This is a genomic window from Orbaceae bacterium lpD01 (assembly GCA_036251705.1).
GTDB lineage: Bacteria > Pseudomonadota > Gammaproteobacteria > Enterobacterales > Orbaceae > Utexia > Utexia brackfieldae.
In genome coordinates this window covers 615,866-633,351 of record CP133959.1, presented here as the reverse complement: position 1 = coordinate 633,351, position 17,486 = coordinate 615,866, and the positions used below count along the sequence as shown (strand labels likewise).

The following is a 17,486-nucleotide window of genomic DNA, read 5'->3' as shown; positions in this document are numbered from 1 at the left end:
TTTTGGCGGATCATCATGATCCGCATTGTTATTCATCATATAACCTATATAATACTGCTTTTATCTCATCATCCTCTCACTATGTCTTATATTGGTCGTTTTGCGCCGTCACCATCAGGTGACTTACATTTCGGTTCATTAATTACTGCATTAGCCAGTTATCTACAAGCAAAATCTAAAGCAGGTTTATGGCTGGTTCGGATTGAAGATATTGATCCCCCGCGAGAAGTGGCCGGTGCTGCCAGCCGAATTTTACGCACACTGGAGCAATTTGGACTATATTGGGATAAAACGGTGCTTTATCAATCGCAGTGTTATCATCGATATGCACAGATATTGTCACAGCTATTGCAAGAAAAACAAGCCTATTATTGTGACTGTAACCGACAACGAATTCACACATTAAACCATATTTACGATAATCATTGTGCTAATCGCGCACTGTCACCTCAGCAAACTGAACAAAAATTGGCAATACGTTTAAGGCTATCCTCTCCCATCACTCAGTTTGTCGACAACATTCGCGGCCTTCAACATATTGATGATGTGGTTGCTAGAGAAGACTTTATCTTACGTCGACGTGATGGATTATTTGCTTATAATTTAGCGGTGGTATTGGATGACAACTATCAAGGAGTCACAGAAATTGTTCGCGGCGCCGATCTTTTAACTGCCACCAGCTGGCAACAAGCACTCTATCACCAATTAGGCTGGCATATCCCCAGTTATTTACATTTACCTTTAGCGCTCAATCCTGATGGGTCGAAACTATCAAAACAAAATAGAGCCACACCAATCGCGAACACACATACAAGACAAACAACCATTGCAGGATTAAAATTTTTGAACCAGCCCATCCCAAAAGATTGGCAGGATAGCTCGCAAGCGCAATTATTAGATTGGGCGATTACTCACTGGGACGTTAACTTAGTGCCAACCCAAGATATTATCCGCCAATAGCGGATAACGTTTGTGTTATACCGATACGGTGTTCATCTAGAAAATGGCGTTCAGGTTTAATCTTCAGTCCATTAAAGATACGTGTTTTAAGCTCATCTTGCTGACTATCAGACTGCAATAAATCTCTCAATTCGATACCTTGCTCACCAAACAAGCAAAAATGAAATTTACCTTTAGCACTGATACGTAATCGATTACAGCTTCGACAAAAATCTCGGCTGTAGGGCATGATTAAACCAATTTTTCCATAATAATCAGGATGTGAGTAGACTTGCGCAGGTCCGGAGGTCTCTTCCTTTGTCGCTAACTGCCAACCTTGTTGTACTAACTGCTGCTGTAATATCTGGCCTGAAAGATGATATTGGTTAAAAATCTGACTGCCCTGGCCGGTTTCCATTAATTCAATAAATCTGAGTTCAATGGGATGCGTCTTTAGCCATGACAGGTAATCAGCTAAATTATCATTTAACCCCTTCATCAACACCGTATTGACTTTAACTTTTTCAATACCAACGGCTATCGCTTTATCAAGCCCCGCCAAAATGACAGATAATCGATCTTGACCCGTAATAAATTTAAATGTGGCCGGCGATAAGCTATCCACACTCACATTGAGATTATTTAATCCAGCCAGCTTCCAGGCTTCCACATCACGCAATAAGCGAAAACCATTGGTGGTTAAAGCCACGGTTTTAATCTGCTGATGACAGCCAATGAGAGAAAGAATATCCGTAAAATCTTTTCTTAAGGTTGGTTCACCACCGGTGATACGAATCTTTTCAACCCCTAGCTGCGCAAAAGTCGACACGACTCTATCTATCTCGCTAAGTGACAAGAAATGAGGTTTGTTGGTTACCGAGTTTGACGCCCCCTCAGGTAAACAGTACTGACACTGAAAATTACAATTTTCAGTGATAGAAAGCCGCAGATATTTAAATCTGCGCTGATAATTATCGATAAGCTGCATAAAAAATAAAACCACCTTTCCAACCGGGAGGCATCAGTATTTCTACATAATACCCGGCAGTAACTCGATTAAATTAAGCTACCGCGGCTCACATCTCATATAAGATTCGATCTTACTTAGACCATGCAAGCTTCAGAGTTTTATAGTTAACTATATTGTATTTATAATAGGCCTCAGCTTACCATAATATTAGTCAGAAGTTAAAAAAATTTAAAATACGATTATTAGGTCTTGCTATTGCAGAGTGAAAAGTGAATAATAAGGTTGTACCAGTCTATGTAGTATATTTTTATGCATTTTAGTCGCATAAAATACATAATACTAAATTAGAGTTTATCTATTCAATGCAGCAATGGCATCAGACATGGAACAGATAAATATATTAAAAAGCAAAGTTAAGTAAAGTGACTTGATTGGAAAATCGTTTATTTTAGTTTGGTGTATAGAGTCTGAGAGTGACACCGGAAGCATACCCAATATTTAGAAGACAATATATAACAAACATTGACAGATAATTAAAGTAGTGACAATTATTCTCCTGCGCTATCGTTCACATAATATAATAATAACAAGTAATATAAATAAAATAATGAACTTGGCCGTACGATCTCTGTAAGTAGTAAAATAATTTAGCACTATTACCTGTATAAATATTAACTAAAATAGCTATCTCCAATTGCGTTAGTTTTACTTACATTCTAAAAATGAGTGATAATCAATGAAAAGAATGTTAATTAACGCGACTCAGCAAGAAGAACTTCGTGTTGCACTTGTTGATAAGCAGTATCTTTATGACCTCGATATCGAAAGTCCAGGCCATGAACAGAAAAAAGCCAATATTTACAAAGGAACCATCACTAAAATCAATCCCAGCCTTGAAGCCGCTTTTGTTTCCTACGGTGGTGAACGTGATGGTTTTCTCTCCTTAAAAGAGATCGCTGACAGTTATTTTCCAACCAATATTACTGGTCGCAAAAGTATCAAGCATTTGCAAGAAGGCCAGGAAATTCTTGTTCAAATTGAAAAAGAAATTCGCGGTAAAAAAGGTGCGGCACTCACGACTTACATCAGTCTAGCTGGTAGCTATTTGGTCTTAATGCCAAATGATCCAAAAGCCGGCGGCGTATCCCGACGCATCGAAGGTGAAGAGCGTGCCGATTTAAAACGTATTATTGATTCGCTAGAAAAGCCAAGAGGCATGGGTGTTATTGCCAGAACTGCTGGTGTTGGTAAATCACAAGAAGAGTTACAACAAGATTTAAATGCTCTACTCTCTTATTGGGATGCAATCTTAACCGAATCTAAAAATCGTCCAGCACCGATTCTTATCCATAAAGAGAGTGATGTCATTACACGTGCATTTCGTGATTATTTACGTGATGACGTGGGTGAAATTATCATCGACAATAAGAATATTTTTGAAATCGCCAAAAAACGTTTAGAAGGCTTAGGTCGTGGCGAATATCTTAATCGTTTAAAACCGTATACAGGTGATGTGCCTTTATTTAGCCGCTTCCAAATTGAAACACAAATTGAATCAGCCTTTCAACGTGAAGTTCGTTTACCATCGGGCGGTTCAATCGTAATTGATACCACCGAAGCATTAACGGCTATTGATATTAACTCGGCTAAATCTATTCGTGGTAGTGATATTGAAGAAACAGCATTTACCACCAATTTAGAAGCAGCCGAAGAGATTGCAAGACAGCTGCGTCTAAGAGATCTTGGTGGTCTTATTGTGATCGATTTTATTGATATGACACCAATTCGTAATCAACGTGAAGTTGAGAACCGTCTTAAAGAGTCGATGAAAAATGATCGGGCCAGAATTCAAACTACCCGTATTTCTCGTTTTGGTTTGCTCGAAATGTCACGTCAGCGGTTAAGTCCGTCATTAAGAGAAGCCACCCATCATATCTGTCCACGTTGTAGCGGTACCGGTACAGTGCGAGATAATAATTCATTATCTTTATCTATCTTGCGTCTCATTCATGAAGAGGCCTTAAAAGAGAATACAGGTCAAATTGATGTGATTGTTCCAGTGCCGATCGCGAGCTATTTACTTAATGAGAAACGCCGAGCAATTGCTAAAATTGAGCAAGAAAAACCAGATATTAAAATCGTCATTGCCGCTGACGAAGAGATGGAAACACCACAATATCGTATTATTCGCAAACGTTGTGGTGAAGAGATCGATACATTAAGTTATAACTTACCTAAATTAGTGAGAGAACAAGAAGAAGAGGAAGACGATACACAAACGGATGTGGTCGTTGAAGAGGCTATTCTTTCTGGTGTGACCGTTGCGCCGGCAATCTCGATCACTAAAACGGTTAAACCAAAAGTACAACCAGAGAATAATGACAAGGGCCTTTTTGCTGCAATTGTTTCTGGTATTCGTAACTTATTTAAAGCAGACAGTGCACCTGAAGAGACAGTAAAAGAACAAGCAAAGCCTGTCGAAAAACAGTATAAAGGTGACAGAAGACGAAACAATAATCGTCGTAATCCGCGTAATAACAATAATAGTAATGAGGCGCCTAAAGAAACGAAGAGTAATAACCGTCGTACGCCAAATAACAAACAGCAAAATAATACGGTCGCACAAAACGATGTTGTCAAAAATGAGATACAAGGCAACAACGAAAAAGCAAAAAATATCGATAACAAACAAGTTACTGCATCTGTTGAGAGACGAGAACCCAAACCTCGTCGAGCTCAGCGTACATTAACCAAATCGACACGCGTAGTTGATGCACAGGCAAGTGCGACTGAAGTGAATACGATTGTGGTTCCGCCATTACCAGAGACGATACCGGAAACAAAAGTAAAAGTATCGCCAAATACTAACACGCCGGTTAAGAGTGAGGTTATTGAGGAAAAAGCTATCGCTCCAGAGTCTCAAAACAGTGAACATTCAGGAGAAGTTCGTCGTTCACGTCGTACACCAAGACACCTACGTATGAATGGCCAGCGTAGAAAAAGAATGAAAGATGAAAACATCGCTGAATCGCCAATGCCGCTAAAACTAGCTGTATTTTCACCAGAATTTGCCTTGGGCAGAGCTTGGATTGATTATACCGCTCAGCAGCCAAACAGAGCTACCGTGGTTGAACAACCAGATAGCTTGCCGACAAAAATTGTCGAGCAACCTGAATTAAATACTCAGGATAACACGATGGCAGTGCAGCCAGTGATCAATACCACAGAAACGATGGTAGCGCAGACAATAGCAACAGAACAGCCATCTGAATCACCAAAAGCAGTCTCTGTCGAAATTATGCCAGTGTCAGAACCAACAACGGTTGATACACAGGCGGATAATATAGCGACGGAAACAGCAAAAGATGTCATTTCTGAAGTGGTCGAGCAAACGGCACAATCTTCAGCGGATTTATCAGCGCCTTTAAGTATAACGTCAGAAAAACCGTTGGTGATTGAGCAGCAAGTGACTCAACATCAGGCGAAAAAACAGGCTTCTGCCGCGATGACAAAAGCACCATCGCCAGAGATCGTTTTTGCCAATATTGAGCCATCAATGATTCCGTCCGTGCTGATTCGTCCAAACTACCATTTTACGGGTAAAGGACATGCTGGCGGTAATAGTGCTGATCATCATGCATTTGCAGTGATGAGTACACCAAAATCATCTGAGCATTAAGAATAAAAATCATTGAAACAGTAATAGATTGATATAGCGATGTTTTTAACATCGCTATATCAGCGTTTGTGATGTTACTCATCAATAAAACTGCTATTTTTAAACAAGAGAATATCGATGATCATTTATATTTTGAAAAAAATATTGACCTTTTTGTTCATCTTACTCGTGCTATCTCAGCTTAGCTTTTGTATCGTTTATTTCTCAGCGGATGTTTACTATAGCCATCTGCCTCTCTTTGAAGCCTATAATAACTATTTTAAGCACTTATTTTCAGGTGAATTACAGCTCAATGACACTAACCAATCCTTAGTGATGATCATAAAACAGGTGCTGCCAGCGACCATTGAACTCTGCTTATTTGCTTTAGTTATTACGATGGTGACAGGGATTACTTTTGGTATCATTGCCGGGCTCAATCCCGATAATTGGAAAAACAGATTAATCCAAGCTGCCTGTCTGGTTATCAGTGCTTGCCCGCTTGTATGGCTTGCTGTACTGATTATGTTTAGTTTCTCCGATAATATCTATTTATTACCGACCAAAGGTTCAACGCTAGATTACCAACATGCGATCACCGGTTTTCCAATCATTGATATTCTGTTAGTCGCCGATCACAACAAAGGATATGAAGTGCTAAAAGAGCTGCAGTATTTGGCGCTGCCTTCAGTTATTTTAGCTATACATCCATGTATTATTACTATCCAGCTGGTCAGTCAAAGTATCGAGAAAATTGCTAAACAAAATTATATCAAAGCGCTCTCGATTCGCGTGCAGTCACAATGGAAAATTCTATTTAGGCATATGTTACCCAATGTCTTTCCACCAATTATTCCAAGGTTAACCTATAATTTTAATGTCTTACTCTTTTCAGCCATGTTAATCGAGATTATTTTCCATCGGCCAGGTTTAGGTTCCTGGGTCATGCAAGCATTTGAGCAGCACCATGACAGAACCATTGCGGTTGCGCTACTGCTATGTGGTTTATTACTTTCTACACTCAATCTGATTAGTGAATTAATTATGATAGTGATACATCCCCTTCGTCACAAGGAGTTGTATGATGAATAAATTTAATTTATGGCGCATCAAAATAGCTAAGCACTATCTACTCTTTATTCATGTGTTACATAAAAATCTTTTTTTGATGATCGGTTTTTATGGTTTACTTCTGGCTCTTCTACTTTGCTTGTTTACACCTTGGTTAGCCCCCGATAGCCAGCAGACTTATCCCTCACTACGTTTATTATTACCTGCATGGTATGAACAAGGTCAGTTGAATCATATACTAGGTATTGATAATCATGGATACGATATTTTTAAACGTCTTTTATGGGCCTCAAAAAACTCACTATTTATTACCTTACTCATCACCTTTAGTGTCATGATTATTGGTTCAATCATCAGCTTATGCGCGGTTTTCATCAAATCAAGCAGCAGAATTATTTTAATCACCTGTAAAACGATTACGACTATTCCACCGCTACTGACGATGATTATCTTTGCTTTCTTCAGTGGTAATAGCGTGCAAAATTTGATGTTTGTTATTATTTTAAGCATGCTGCCCAGATTCATCTACAATATTTATAATATGATGAGCAGTGAGCTTAAAAAAACCTATATCACCGCCGCCAGACTTGATGGATTATCGACCCTGAGTATCATGCGCTACTCGATATTGCCTAATACTTGGAATAACTATATAAGAGAGACTATTGCGATATTTACCACGAGTCTTATCGCGCTCACAACCTTAACATTCCTTAACTTTGGCGTTGAATCGAATCATAATGAGCTCGGCATGATGATGCATGATATGATCGCTATTATTGCGATAAATTATTGGGGATTTATCGCCCCGGGATTAGTCATATTAGTCATGATACTGTTGTTAAATTTTTTTGATTATGGTCTCAGACAGTCACTATCACATCGAGAATAGTTATGGCGTTATTAGATATTCGAAATCTGACGATTGAGTTATCAACCACTTCGGGTCTGCTAAAAGCGGTCGACCGGGTTAATATCAAACTCTCTGAAGGAGAGATTTGTGGTTTGGTCGGCGAGTCTGGTTCAGGAAAAAGTGTCATCGCGAAAGCGATTTTAGGTATCGCCAATAAAAACTGGATTATCAAAGCTGACCGTTTTAAATTTGATAATATTGATCTCTTGAAATTAACCGCCAAACAGCGCCGAAAAATTATCAGTGAAAATGTCTCGATGATATTTCAAGAGCCGCAATCCAGTCTGGACCCGTCCATGACAATTGGTAAATTGTTAATCCAGGCAATACCTGGCCGAACCTTTAAGGGACGCTGGTGGCAACGACTATTTTGGCGTAAAAATCGCGCCATTGAATTGCTACATCGGGTTGGGATTAAACAACATCAGGATATTATGACAAGCTATCCCTACGAACTCACTGAAGGGGAGTGTCAGAAAGTGATGATAGCTATCGCTTTAGCCAATCAGCCCAAACTGCTGATTGCGGATGAACCCACTAATGCCATGGAAGCAACGACAGAAGCACAAATATTTCGATTACTCGCCAGTATGAACCAAAATATTGGTACGACGATTCTACTGATTAGCCATGATCTACAGATGGTGACGCGCTGGACAGATCAGATCAATGTGCTTTACTGTGGGCAAATGGTAGAAACGGCGCCCAGTGAAAATTTAGCCCAAACGCCCTATCATCCTTATACCCAAGCGTTGATTAATGCTATACCCGATTTTGGTCAAGCCTTAGCCCATAAAAGCCCACTTAACACTTTACCGGGTGTTATCCCGGCGCTAGAAAACTTACCGATTGGTTGTCGATTAGGTCCTCGTTGTCCTTACGCGCAAAAAAAATGTATTGTGACCCCTCAACTGCTCGAGATTAAAAATCATGCTGTTGCCTGTCACTTTCCCTTAAATCAAGAGAATTAAGCATGAATCCGGTCTTAAAAGTTCGCCATCTTTCAAAAACCTTTTCAATCGCCAGAGGCTTATTCGGGCATGATAATATTGCGGCGGTCAAATCGGTTTCATTCTCGTTAAATGAAGGTAAAACACTTGCCGTTATTGGTAAGAATGGTTCTGGTAAATCGACGCTAGCCAAAATGTTAGTGGGTATGATAAAACCGACATCAGGTAATATCTGGGTTGAGGATCGTAAACTTGAATATGGCGATTATCGCTATCGTAGCCAACTTATTCGCATGATATTTCAAAATCCAGACAACTCTTTTGATCCGCATTTAAAAATAGGCCAGTTGTTAGAATTACCACTGAAACAAAATACCCAATTAGATATTTTTCAGCGGGAACAGCTTATTTATGATGTGCTCAAACAAGTCGGATTATTACCCGATCATGCCAGTTATTATCCGGCAACGATGGCGGCGGGACAAAAACAACGCGTAGCGCTGGCCAGAGCACTGATTTTAAAACCCAAAGTTATTATCGCCGATGAAGCGCTGGCGGCGCTAGATATCTCTATGCGTTCACAGATTATTAATTTGATGCTATCCCTTCAAGAACAGTACCAGATATCTTATGTATATGTCACACAAGACATTGGTATGATGAAACATATCAGCGATCAGATTATGGTGATGCAAGAAGGTGAAGTGGTTGAATACGGTAATACTGCTGAAGTATTAACCTCACCACTGAGTGAAGTGACGCAAAAGCTCGTGCAGAGTTATTTCGGTGAAGCATTGACCGCAGATACCTGGCGCAAAGATACACGGGCCTTTTAAATCAATCTTATTTATATTCACTGACGATTCAAAATAGAGCGCCTCATGCTATAATTAAGCGCTCTTTTTGCACAATTAAATACAGCCAATACAAAACGTTAGGAATCTAATTATGGGTTTTTTAGTAGGCAAAAAAATTTTAGTGACCGGTTTAGCAAGCCATCGTTCACTGGCTTATGGGATTGCTCAGGCAATACATCGAGAAGGTGCGCAGCTGGCATTTACCTATCAAAATGATAAATTGAAATCCAGAGTAGAAGAGTTTGCACAAACTTTCGATTCTCATTTAGCTTTCGCTTGTGATGTATCTAATGATGAGAGTATCAGCAATCTCTTCAACAACTTATCGAAACACTGGCTTACTTTTGATGGTTTTGTGCATGCTATCGCTTATGCGCCGGCCGATCAATTAGATGGTGATTATGTCAATGCAGTAACCCGAGAAGGTTTCAGCATCGCCCATAATATTAGCTCCTTTAGTTTTGTGGCGATGGCCAAAGCGTGTCGTCATATGTTAAATCCTGCCGCCGCCTTACTTACCCTGACTTATCTCGGCGCTGAACGCGTCATTCCAAACTATAATGTAATGGGTCTGGCTAAAGCCTCTTTAGAAGCCAATGTGCGCTATATGGCCAATGCACTGGGGCCTGAAGGTATTCGCGTTAACGGTATCTCTGCCGGCGCAATTCGCACCTTAGCGGCTTCGGGTATCAAAGATTTTAAAAAAATGCTCAGTTATTGCGAAACGGTGACACCATTGAGACGAACCGTAACCACTGAAGATATCGGTAATGCCGCCGCTTTTTTATGTTCACCGCTGGCATCAGGCATTACCGGAGAGATTCTACATGTTGATGGCGGCTTCAATATTGCCGTGATGAATGAGCTTGAACTGAATTAAAGCCACTTATGGAGGTCAATTTTCATTTTTATGACAAATTTGTTATTTTTTTATTGATCATTCAGCAAATTATGTCCAAAATTAACACCGCAGCATGTGCTGTATAACTGAAAGGTAACCATCCGACTTATGGAATGGATCATGGATCCAACAATCTGGGCAGGTTTAGCGACCCTGATTGTACTTGAAATCGTATTAGGAATTGATAATTTAGTTTTTATTGCCATTCTTGCAGAAAAACTCCCTCGCCATCAAAGCGATAAAGCGCGTGTTATAGGTTTAACATTCGCACTATGCATGCGTATCTGTTTGCTGCTGCTTGCCAGTTGGCTGGTTACCTTAAAAACACCTCTATTTAGCGCATTAGGCCTTTCTTTTAATGGCCGCCAATTAATCATGCTTGCAGGCGGACTGTTCTTGCTCTACAAAGCGACCACTGAATTAAATGAACGACTTGAAGGTGGCTCGCATGAAAATGGTAAACAGAAAAAAACCTCTCATTTTTGGACAGTTGTTGCACAAATTGTGGTGCTTGATGCCGTATTCTCGCTCGATGCAGTCATTACCGCTGTCGCCATGGTTGAACATATTACCGTGATGATTGCTGCCGTTTGTATTGCGATGGCATTGATGATTTTAGCTAGCAAACCGCTAACCATATTCGTTAACGCGCATCCCACCATTGTCATTCTCTGCTTGAGCTTCTTACTGATGATCGGTTTTAGTTTGGTGGCTGAAGGTTTTGGCTTTGTAATACCAAAAGGTTACTTATACGCCGCCATCGGTTTTTCCATTCTGATTGAATTTTTCAATCAACTATCGATGTTTAATCGGCGACGATTCCTGACACGCAATAAACCACTTCGCCAACGAACAGCTGAAGCTATCTTGCATATGTTAAGAGGTGATAATGAGGAAGAGCTCGATAGTCATACCGCTGATTTAATCTCTGATGCGGGTAAACAAAGTGCCGTATTTAATCAGCAAGAATTAAGTATGATCGAGCGCGTGCTAGGACTCGCACAACGTTCTGTCAGTAGTATTATGACGTCACGATTGGATATCGACCAAATCAATATTGATGACGATCGTGAAAAAATTATCGAGGAAATTAGTCTAAATCAGCATACTCGTCTGGTTGTCACCGATGATAATGCTAATGACGAGCCGATTGGTATCATCAACGTGAATGATTTACTTAAACAGATGTTGTCTGACGAAGGCATTAATATCCGGACATTAGTTAAACAACCGCTAATCTTCCCTGAAACGGTTTCACTGCTTGTTGCACTAGAGAAATTTAGAGAAGCAAAAACCCATTTTGCCTTCATTGTTGATGAGTTTGGTTCCACACAAGGCATCGTATCGGTTACGGATATCATGGAAACGATCGCTGGAGAACTGCCAACTGGTGAAGAAGAGGTGGATGCGCGTCATGACATTCAATGTTTTGAAGATAATAGTTGCCTGGCCAATGGTTATATACCATTAGAAGAGCTGGTGCGCTATATTCATATAAAACTTGATGATAAACGCGATTACCATACCCTTGCCGGACTTTTGATGGAAAAAACTCAACATATTCCAGTGGTTGGTGAAAAAATCATGATTGAATCCTATACTTTTGAAGTGGTGGAAGTCGAGAGTCATCGTATTGTAAAAGTAAAAATATATCCACAAACGATAGCCTAAATCGCCTTTTATAAAAACTGAGCAGATAAGCTTTACAAAAAGAGATTAAAATATCAATGTAAAGCTTATCTATTTTCTAATCGTCAATAATATCTCAATAAATCCGCCTCTTGACTAGCCCAAAAACCGAAATTACACAAGCATCGAGACAAAAAATACGGTAAACTATTCTTAACGTGACAATCTAAATGACGAAATAATAAAAAGGGGTGATTATGCATGAACCTTTAATTGCAGCCATTATTGGGGGCATCGTTTTAGCTGCTATTTTGGGATTATTAGCAAATCGGTTAAAAATATCGCCTTTAGTCGGTTATCTTATCGCCGGTATCGTGTTTGGTCCGGCAACACCTGGTTATGTTGCTGATACCGCTATTGTCGGTCAACTTGCTGAAATTGGTGTTATTTTACTAATGTTCGCGGTTGGTTTACACTTTTCTTTAAGTGATTTAATGTCGGTAAAATCTATCGCAATTCCGGGTGCGATAGTACAAATTGCCGTTGCGACATTACTTGGTATGGGACTCTCAGCGATGGTGGGCTGGTCAATCATCATCGGATTGGTATTCGGTTTATGTTTATCCACCGCCAGTACCGTTGTGTTATTGCGTGCGCTGGAAGAGCGCGATTTAATCGAGAGTCGACGAGGACGCATTGCCATCGGTTGGCTCATTGTTGAAGATCTGGTGATGGTGCTCACCCTTGTTCTGTTACCTGCCATCGTCAAAACGACCGGCACTAGCATCAATATGACCGACATTTTATTTGAAATCGCGAAAACCGTCGGTTTAGTTATCGTCTTTATTATCTTTATGATTATTGTTGGTCGTCGCGTCATTCCTTGGGTGCTAGCCAAAAGTGCGGCAACCGGTTCCGACGAGTTATTTACGTTAACCGTACTGGGTATTGCGATGGGTATCGCACTGGCGGCGGTTGAGTTATTTGGTGCATCATTTGCGTTAGGTGCCTTTTTTGCCGGCATGGCTTTAACTGAATCAGAGCTCAGTCATCGTGCTGCTAATAATATTTTGCCTCTTAGAGATGCTTTTGCGGTACTCTTTTTTGTCTCGGTTGGCATGCTGTTTGAACCGCAAATTATTATCACCCATCCACTCGCAACCATCGCCACGGTGGCAATTATTCTATTTGGTAAATCGATTGCCGCTTATATTATTGTCCGCCTGTTTGGTCATACCAAACGTACTGCATTAACCATTTCTGCAAGCCTTGCTCAAATTGGTGAGTTTGCCTTCATCTTAGCGGCATTAGCCTCGAAACAGCTCAACGTATTACCTGATGATGCTTACAGCTTAATTTTAGCCGGTGCAATCATCTCCATTGTATTAAATCCATTTGTATTCAACTTAGTTGAAGCTTATCTCGCAAAAACTGAAAATATCGTGGATAAAATTATCGATCCAGTGGCAGTCATTAATCAGCAAGTACCGGAAGATATCCATGATCATGCTATTCTGGTCGGCCACGGCCGCTTAGGGAGCACTATTGCCGCTCAGCTACAAGAGAGACAGATTCCTTTTATTGTTATTGATTCATCATTGTCGCTGATCGAAAAACTACGTAACGATGATATTATTACAGTATTTGGTAATGCGGCTAAATTAGAAACATTACAGTTAGCCCATCTGGATAAAGCCAAATGGTTAATTATCTCTTCACCAAACGGCTATGAAGCGGGAGAGATCTCATCTCAAGCCAGAGAAATGCGACCTGATATAGAAATCTACGTACGAGCCTTTTATGATGATGAAGCAGAATATATTGCCGAACATGGCGCGACAAAAGTCATCACCGGAGAGAATGAGATTGCTGGGCACATACTGGCGTTGCTCAATCTTGACCCAACGATTATTCCCGTTACAAAAATGGAAAAAGAACGTGAAGTGTTCCAGATTGCGAAAGAGTCGAATTTACCGGAAGGCCAAGGTAGTCCAATTGAATAATCAATACAAATAGCGCTTAATATATTATAGTTAACAGAACCTATTTTTAAACATCGGCTTAGCTCATTGAGGAGTTAATATGACTAATATTGAATTACAAGCATTACGTCGTTTATTTATGTTAAAAGTGGTTGAAGCAGCACAATATATTGGAGGCCCAGTCCCGCCTGAACAGTGGCATCGCTGGGAACAGGGACAGGATCAAATTCCTGATAACGTGATTAATAAGATGTTACAGCTCAAAAAAGAGCGTCACGAAAACGTCGCATTAATTATTGATAATATTAATAATCGCGTTGGTGCTAATACGATCAAATATTTTATCGACTATCAAGACTTTCAGAAGGTGAATCCGACACAAGATGTCATTCACTGGCGATTAAATCAATCAATTGCCACAGAATTATATTTTCGTGGTTTAGAAGAGCTGAGTTAGTCTTGCTGATGGTAATGGGCTTTGATAGCGATATCAAGGCACGTTATTGCTGGCTCAAAACGCTTTTATTCGCTCGATTTTAGCGAAGCTATAAAATAAGCAGAATCATCGACCTCAAACAAAATATCAATAAAAACCTGAATTTATGATGTTCATCATCGTTTTCTCGTTATATTATAAGCGCGTTTTTTATTTATCTTAATCTGCATATTCAACTAGGTCCCCTTATGAATAACTCCCGTTCCAATCAAACGAAATCTTTTTTTAAGATTAAAGAAAAAGGCTCATCACTCTCCACTGAGTTTATCGCCGGCTGTACGACATTCTTAACGATGGTCTATATTATTTTTCTCAATCCCAATATTTTAGCGAAAGCGGGGATGGATCATAGTGCTGTCTTTGCACTCACCTGTTTAGTTTCTGCGTTCGCCTGTATCCTAATGGGTCTTGTTGCCAATTTACCGATAGCCTTAGCCCCCGCCATGGGACTGAATGCCTTTTTCGCCTATGGCGTCGTTTTATCGATGGGATATTCATGGGAAATTGGGATGGGTGCGATATTCTGGGGCTCTCTATTCTTTTTCTTACTCTCACTGTTTAAAGTCCGACATTGGTTAATATCGCATATACCACAATGTTTACGCATAGGCATTAGCAGTGGTATCGGCCTGTTTATTGCATTTATGGGCTTTCAAAATATGGGACTCGTCGTAAGTTCGCCGGCAACCATGCTCACCATGGGTAATTTAATGTCCATTTCAGTTCTTTTAGGGGCGTTAGGTTTCTTTATTATTATTGTTTTAGCCTATAGAAACTTTCATGCGGCCGTACTCATTGCCATCTTAGTCGTGACAATGCTCTCACTCTATTTTGATCCTGACGTCAAGTATATGGGCATCATCTCAATGCCGCCGTCAATCTCTAGTGTTGTCGGCCATGTTGATATTGCCGGCTCGTTTAATCTGGCTTTATCCGGGGTGATTTTCTCCTTTATGATTATCAGTTTATTCGACTCATCAGGCACGATTATCGCATTAACCGATAAAGCGGGTCTGGCTGATGAAAAAGGTCGTTTTCCGAAAATGCGTCAAGCTCTGTTAGTAGACAGCTTCAGCTCAACCTTAGGTGGACTATTTGGTACCTCATCAGTGCTGGCCTATATTGAAAGTTCGGCAGGCATCTCGGTTGGCGGACGTACCGGTTTAACATCAATTGTTACGGGTATACTCTTCTTACTCGTCATTTTCTTATCCCCACTAGCCCAACTTGTGCCTATCTATGCAACATCAGGGGCACTGATTTATGTAGGTATTTTAATGACGTCAAGTTTGACTAAAGTGAAATGGAGTGATCTTACTGAAGCAACACCCGCATTTATTACTGCTGTCATGATGCCGTTTGGTTTTGCAATTAGTGAAGGCGTTGCACTTGGCTTTATCTCTTATGTTATTTTGAAAGTGCTGACTAAGCGTTTCAATCAAATTAATATTTGTGTTGTTGCCGTTGCTGCGTTATTTCTCCTGAAATTTATCTTTATTGATCATTAAGTCTTGCGATGACGGGTACTGGCTGTTTCAGCGCATTATCCGTCATCCTGATACTTTTAAACATTAAGTAGTTCAGGGATTTGTCTATCCGTTTTTAACGATAAAAACTCAAGCAGTGACGCTGCACTACAATTAATAATACGCTCTTTGGGAAAATCAAGTGGTGCAATCAACGCCATGCAATGACTAAAATTACCTACCGTATAAGCCACATGGGAATCAGATCCAAATGAGATCATGCCACCGTGATCTTTAACAGCTTGAGCAATTTGACGACAATTATCATCACTTCCCTGACGCGAAATAAAAGAGGAGTTATTAATCTCTAAAGCTACATTATACTGCTTAGCCGCTTTTGCCACTTCATCGATATGAATCGGATATTTAGGGTTGCCAGGATGACTAATAATATTCACTTTCGGATTTTTAATCGTCGCAATCATGGCTTGTGTATTGCTATCAATATCCATCGGCGCCAATGCGGGATCGTGGAAACCCGCAATCACTAAATCAAGTTCGCTATACATATTGTCGTCACAATCAATATCGCCCTCAAGATTCAATATATTTGCTTCTATTCCACGTAAAATACCAACGCCATCAATAATCCGCGGAATGATACGTTGATTAACGAAATGCCAACGATGTGGGCTATCACCTAATGCCATACCATGATTGGTAATCGCGATGATTTTGAGTCCTTTCGATTTAGCTACCTGAACATACTCCTGCAGTGTACTATAGGCATGCGTACTTGCTACCGTGTGCATATGGAGATCGATTAAATATTGCATATTAACTATCCTTGCGTGAAAACTGATCGATGTACTTATTGCTATTCATTTTTAGATTATCTTAATCATCGATATAAAAAACCTAATTAATCTATCATTTTACTCGATAAATCGCTTTTTGCTAAGCAACGATTATTCATCGATAACAATCTACCATATAGTGATTTTTGACTGACAATCCGATAAAGTGTGACTGGTTAATCAATATCTGTTCAATAAACAGAAATCTTATCCCGGTTCCATCTCGTCAGATAAGCAGCAAAAACTTGACATTTACCGCTTTGAGGACTAGAATTTTGCGACCCCAGAACTGTATCTACTCGGTGCAGGGGTGTTATTACGTATCGAAAAAGCATTTTATTTTATAAAATTTTAAGTAAATTCAGGAGCTTGTTAATGGCAACAATTAATCAGCTGGTACGCAAACCAAGAGCAATGAAACCTGCGAAAAGCAACGTTCCAGCGCTTGAAGCATGCCCGCAAAAGCGTGGTGTATGTACACGTGTTTACACAACTACACCTAAAAAACCAAACTCAGCATTACGTAAAGTATGCCGTGTTCGTTTAACTAATGGCTATGAAGTTACCTCGTATATCGGTGGTGAAGGTCATAACCTACAAGAGCACTCAGTTATTTTAATTCGTGGTGGTCGTGTTAAAGACTTACCAGGTGTTCGTTATCACACCGTCCGTGGCGCACTTGACTGTGCTGGTGTTAAAGATCGTAAACAATCACGTTCTAAATACGGTGTTAAAAGACCTAAGTCTTAATGGTTCTCCGTTAAGTAAGGCCAAACATTTACATTCCAATTAACTCA

The 17,486-nt window shown here is 40.0% G+C and carries 13 protein-coding genes, 1 pseudogene and 1 riboswitch; of the genes and pseudogenes, 12 read left to right on the top strand and 2 right to left on the bottom strand.

The annotated features are described in order from the left end of the window. The first annotated feature begins 15 nt into the window (after nt 1–15). Nucleotides 16–960 carry a tRNA glutamyl-Q(34) synthetase GluQRS gene (gene gluQRS, locus RHO15_02870; GenBank protein WVD64472.1) on the top strand — a complete coding sequence of 315 codons (945 nt, stop codon included), beginning with the start codon at nt 16–18 and terminating at the stop codon, nt 958–960. On the opposite strand, the gene moaA is transcribed toward gluQRS, so the two are convergent. Next, nucleotides 947–1,927: a GTP 3',8-cyclase MoaA gene (moaA, locus tag RHO15_02865; protein WVD64471.1), complete on the bottom strand. Its 981-nt coding sequence runs from the start codon at nt 1,925–1,927 to the stop codon at nt 947–949. The two genes, gluQRS and moaA, sit on opposite strands and share 14 nt — an antisense overlap. Beyond that, a riboswitch (molybdenum cofactor riboswitch) is annotated at nt 1,924–2,077 on the bottom strand. Its footprint overlaps the gene before it by 4 nt. Before the next feature lie 568 nt (nt 2,078–2,645). Between moaA and rne the strand changes: the two genes are divergently transcribed. The 10 genes and pseudogenes from rne (at nt 2,646) to RHO15_02815 (ending at nt 15,874) form a co-directional block, all read left to right on the top strand. After that, the gene (gene rne / locus RHO15_02860; GenBank protein ID WVD64470.1) at nt 2,646–5,588 is read left to right on the top strand and encodes a ribonuclease E; all 2,943 of its coding nucleotides are present in this window, start codon (nt 2,646–2,648) and stop codon (nt 5,586–5,588) included. A gap of 117 nt (nt 5,589–5,705) precedes the next feature. Further along, the gene (locus tag RHO15_02855; protein ID WVD64469.1) at nt 5,706–6,659 is read left to right on the top strand and encodes an ABC transporter permease subunit; all 954 of its coding nucleotides are present in this window, start codon (nt 5,706–5,708) and stop codon (nt 6,657–6,659) included. Continuing rightward, a complete protein-coding gene (locus RHO15_02850; GenBank protein WVD64468.1) occupies nt 6,649–7,530 on the top strand; it encodes an ABC transporter permease subunit in 882 nt (293 codons plus the stop codon). The genes RHO15_02855 and RHO15_02850 overlap by 11 nt, the downstream gene beginning before the upstream one ends. 2 nt (nt 7,531–7,532) lie before the next feature. Further along, nucleotides 7,533–8,522: an ATP-binding cassette domain-containing protein gene (locus RHO15_02845; protein WVD64467.1), complete on the top strand. Its 990-nt coding sequence runs from the start codon at nt 7,533–7,535 to the stop codon at nt 8,520–8,522. A gap of 2 nt (nt 8,523–8,524) precedes the next feature. Continuing rightward, on the top strand, nt 8,525–9,337 hold the full coding sequence (locus RHO15_02840; protein WVD64466.1) for an ATP-binding cassette domain-containing protein: 813 nt from the start codon (nt 8,525–8,527) through the stop codon (nt 9,335–9,337). Nucleotides 9,338–9,449: 112 nt separating this feature from the next. Beyond that, nucleotides 9,450–10,238, top strand: a complete 789-nt coding sequence (gene fabI, locus RHO15_02835; GenBank protein ID WVD64465.1) for an enoyl-ACP reductase FabI — start codon at nt 9,450–9,452, stop codon at nt 10,236–10,238. Between the two features lie 141 nt (nt 10,239–10,379). Then, nucleotides 10,380–11,930 (top strand): TerC family protein, encoded by a 1,551-nt coding sequence (locus RHO15_02830; GenBank protein ID WVD64464.1) that lies wholly within the window; start codon nt 10,380–10,382, stop codon nt 11,928–11,930. A 215-nt stretch (nt 11,931–12,145) separates the two neighbouring features. Next, nucleotides 12,146–13,780, top strand: a pseudogene (ybaL, locus tag RHO15_02825) (YbaL family putative K(+) efflux transporter). A gap of 190 nt (nt 13,781–13,970) precedes the next feature. Continuing rightward, nucleotides 13,971–14,327 carry a DUF1870 family protein gene (locus RHO15_02820; protein ID WVD64463.1) on the top strand — a complete coding sequence of 119 codons (357 nt, stop codon included), beginning with the start codon at nt 13,971–13,973 and terminating at the stop codon, nt 14,325–14,327. A 227-nt stretch (nt 14,328–14,554) separates the two neighbouring features. Next, nucleotides 14,555–15,874 carry an NCS2 family permease gene (locus RHO15_02815; GenBank protein WVD64462.1) on the top strand — a complete coding sequence of 440 codons (1,320 nt, stop codon included), beginning with the start codon at nt 14,555–14,557 and terminating at the stop codon, nt 15,872–15,874. 56 nt (nt 15,875–15,930) lie between these two features. Here RHO15_02815 and RHO15_02810 read toward each other — a convergent pair whose 3' ends face one another. Further along, nucleotides 15,931–16,668: a phosphatase gene (locus RHO15_02810; protein ID WVD64461.1), complete on the bottom strand. Its 738-nt coding sequence runs from the start codon at nt 16,666–16,668 to the stop codon at nt 15,931–15,933. Between the two features lie 396 nt (nt 16,669–17,064). On the opposite strand from RHO15_02810, the gene rpsL reads away from it, so the two are divergent. Then, nucleotides 17,065–17,439, top strand: a complete 375-nt coding sequence (gene rpsL / locus RHO15_02805; protein WVD64460.1) for a 30S ribosomal protein S12 — start codon at nt 17,065–17,067, stop codon at nt 17,437–17,439. The last annotated feature ends 47 nt before the right edge of the window (nt 17,440–17,486 follow it).

Bases quoted from the DNA above. Each gene is read 5' to 3' on its own strand.
- gluQRS (WVD64472.1), top strand. From the start codon at position 16: ATGATCCGCATTGTTATTCATCATATAACCTATATAATACTGCTTTTA.
- moaA (WVD64471.1), bottom strand. From the start codon at position 1,927: ATGCAGCTTATCGATAATTATCAGCGCAGATTTAAATATCTGCGGCTT.
- rne (WVD64470.1), top strand. From the start codon at position 2,646: ATGAAAAGAATGTTAATTAACGCGACTCAGCAAGAAGAACTTCGTGTT.
- RHO15_02855 (WVD64469.1), top strand. From the start codon at position 5,706: ATGATCATTTATATTTTGAAAAAAATATTGACCTTTTTGTTCATCTTA.
- RHO15_02850 (WVD64468.1), top strand. From the start codon at position 6,649: ATGATGAATAAATTTAATTTATGGCGCATCAAAATAGCTAAGCACTAT.
- RHO15_02845 (WVD64467.1), top strand. From the start codon at position 7,533: ATGGCGTTATTAGATATTCGAAATCTGACGATTGAGTTATCAACCACT.
- RHO15_02840 (WVD64466.1), top strand. From the start codon at position 8,525: ATGAATCCGGTCTTAAAAGTTCGCCATCTTTCAAAAACCTTTTCAATC.
- fabI (WVD64465.1), top strand. From the start codon at position 9,450: ATGGGTTTTTTAGTAGGCAAAAAAATTTTAGTGACCGGTTTAGCAAGC.
- RHO15_02830 (WVD64464.1), top strand. From the start codon at position 10,380: ATGGATCCAACAATCTGGGCAGGTTTAGCGACCCTGATTGTACTTGAA.
- RHO15_02820 (WVD64463.1), top strand. From the start codon at position 13,971: ATGACTAATATTGAATTACAAGCATTACGTCGTTTATTTATGTTAAAA.
- RHO15_02815 (WVD64462.1), top strand. From the start codon at position 14,555: ATGAATAACTCCCGTTCCAATCAAACGAAATCTTTTTTTAAGATTAAA.
- RHO15_02810 (WVD64461.1), bottom strand. From the start codon at position 16,668: ATGCAATATTTAATCGATCTCCATATGCACACGGTAGCAAGTACGCAT.
- rpsL (WVD64460.1), top strand. From the start codon at position 17,065: ATGGCAACAATTAATCAGCTGGTACGCAAACCAAGAGCAATGAAACCT.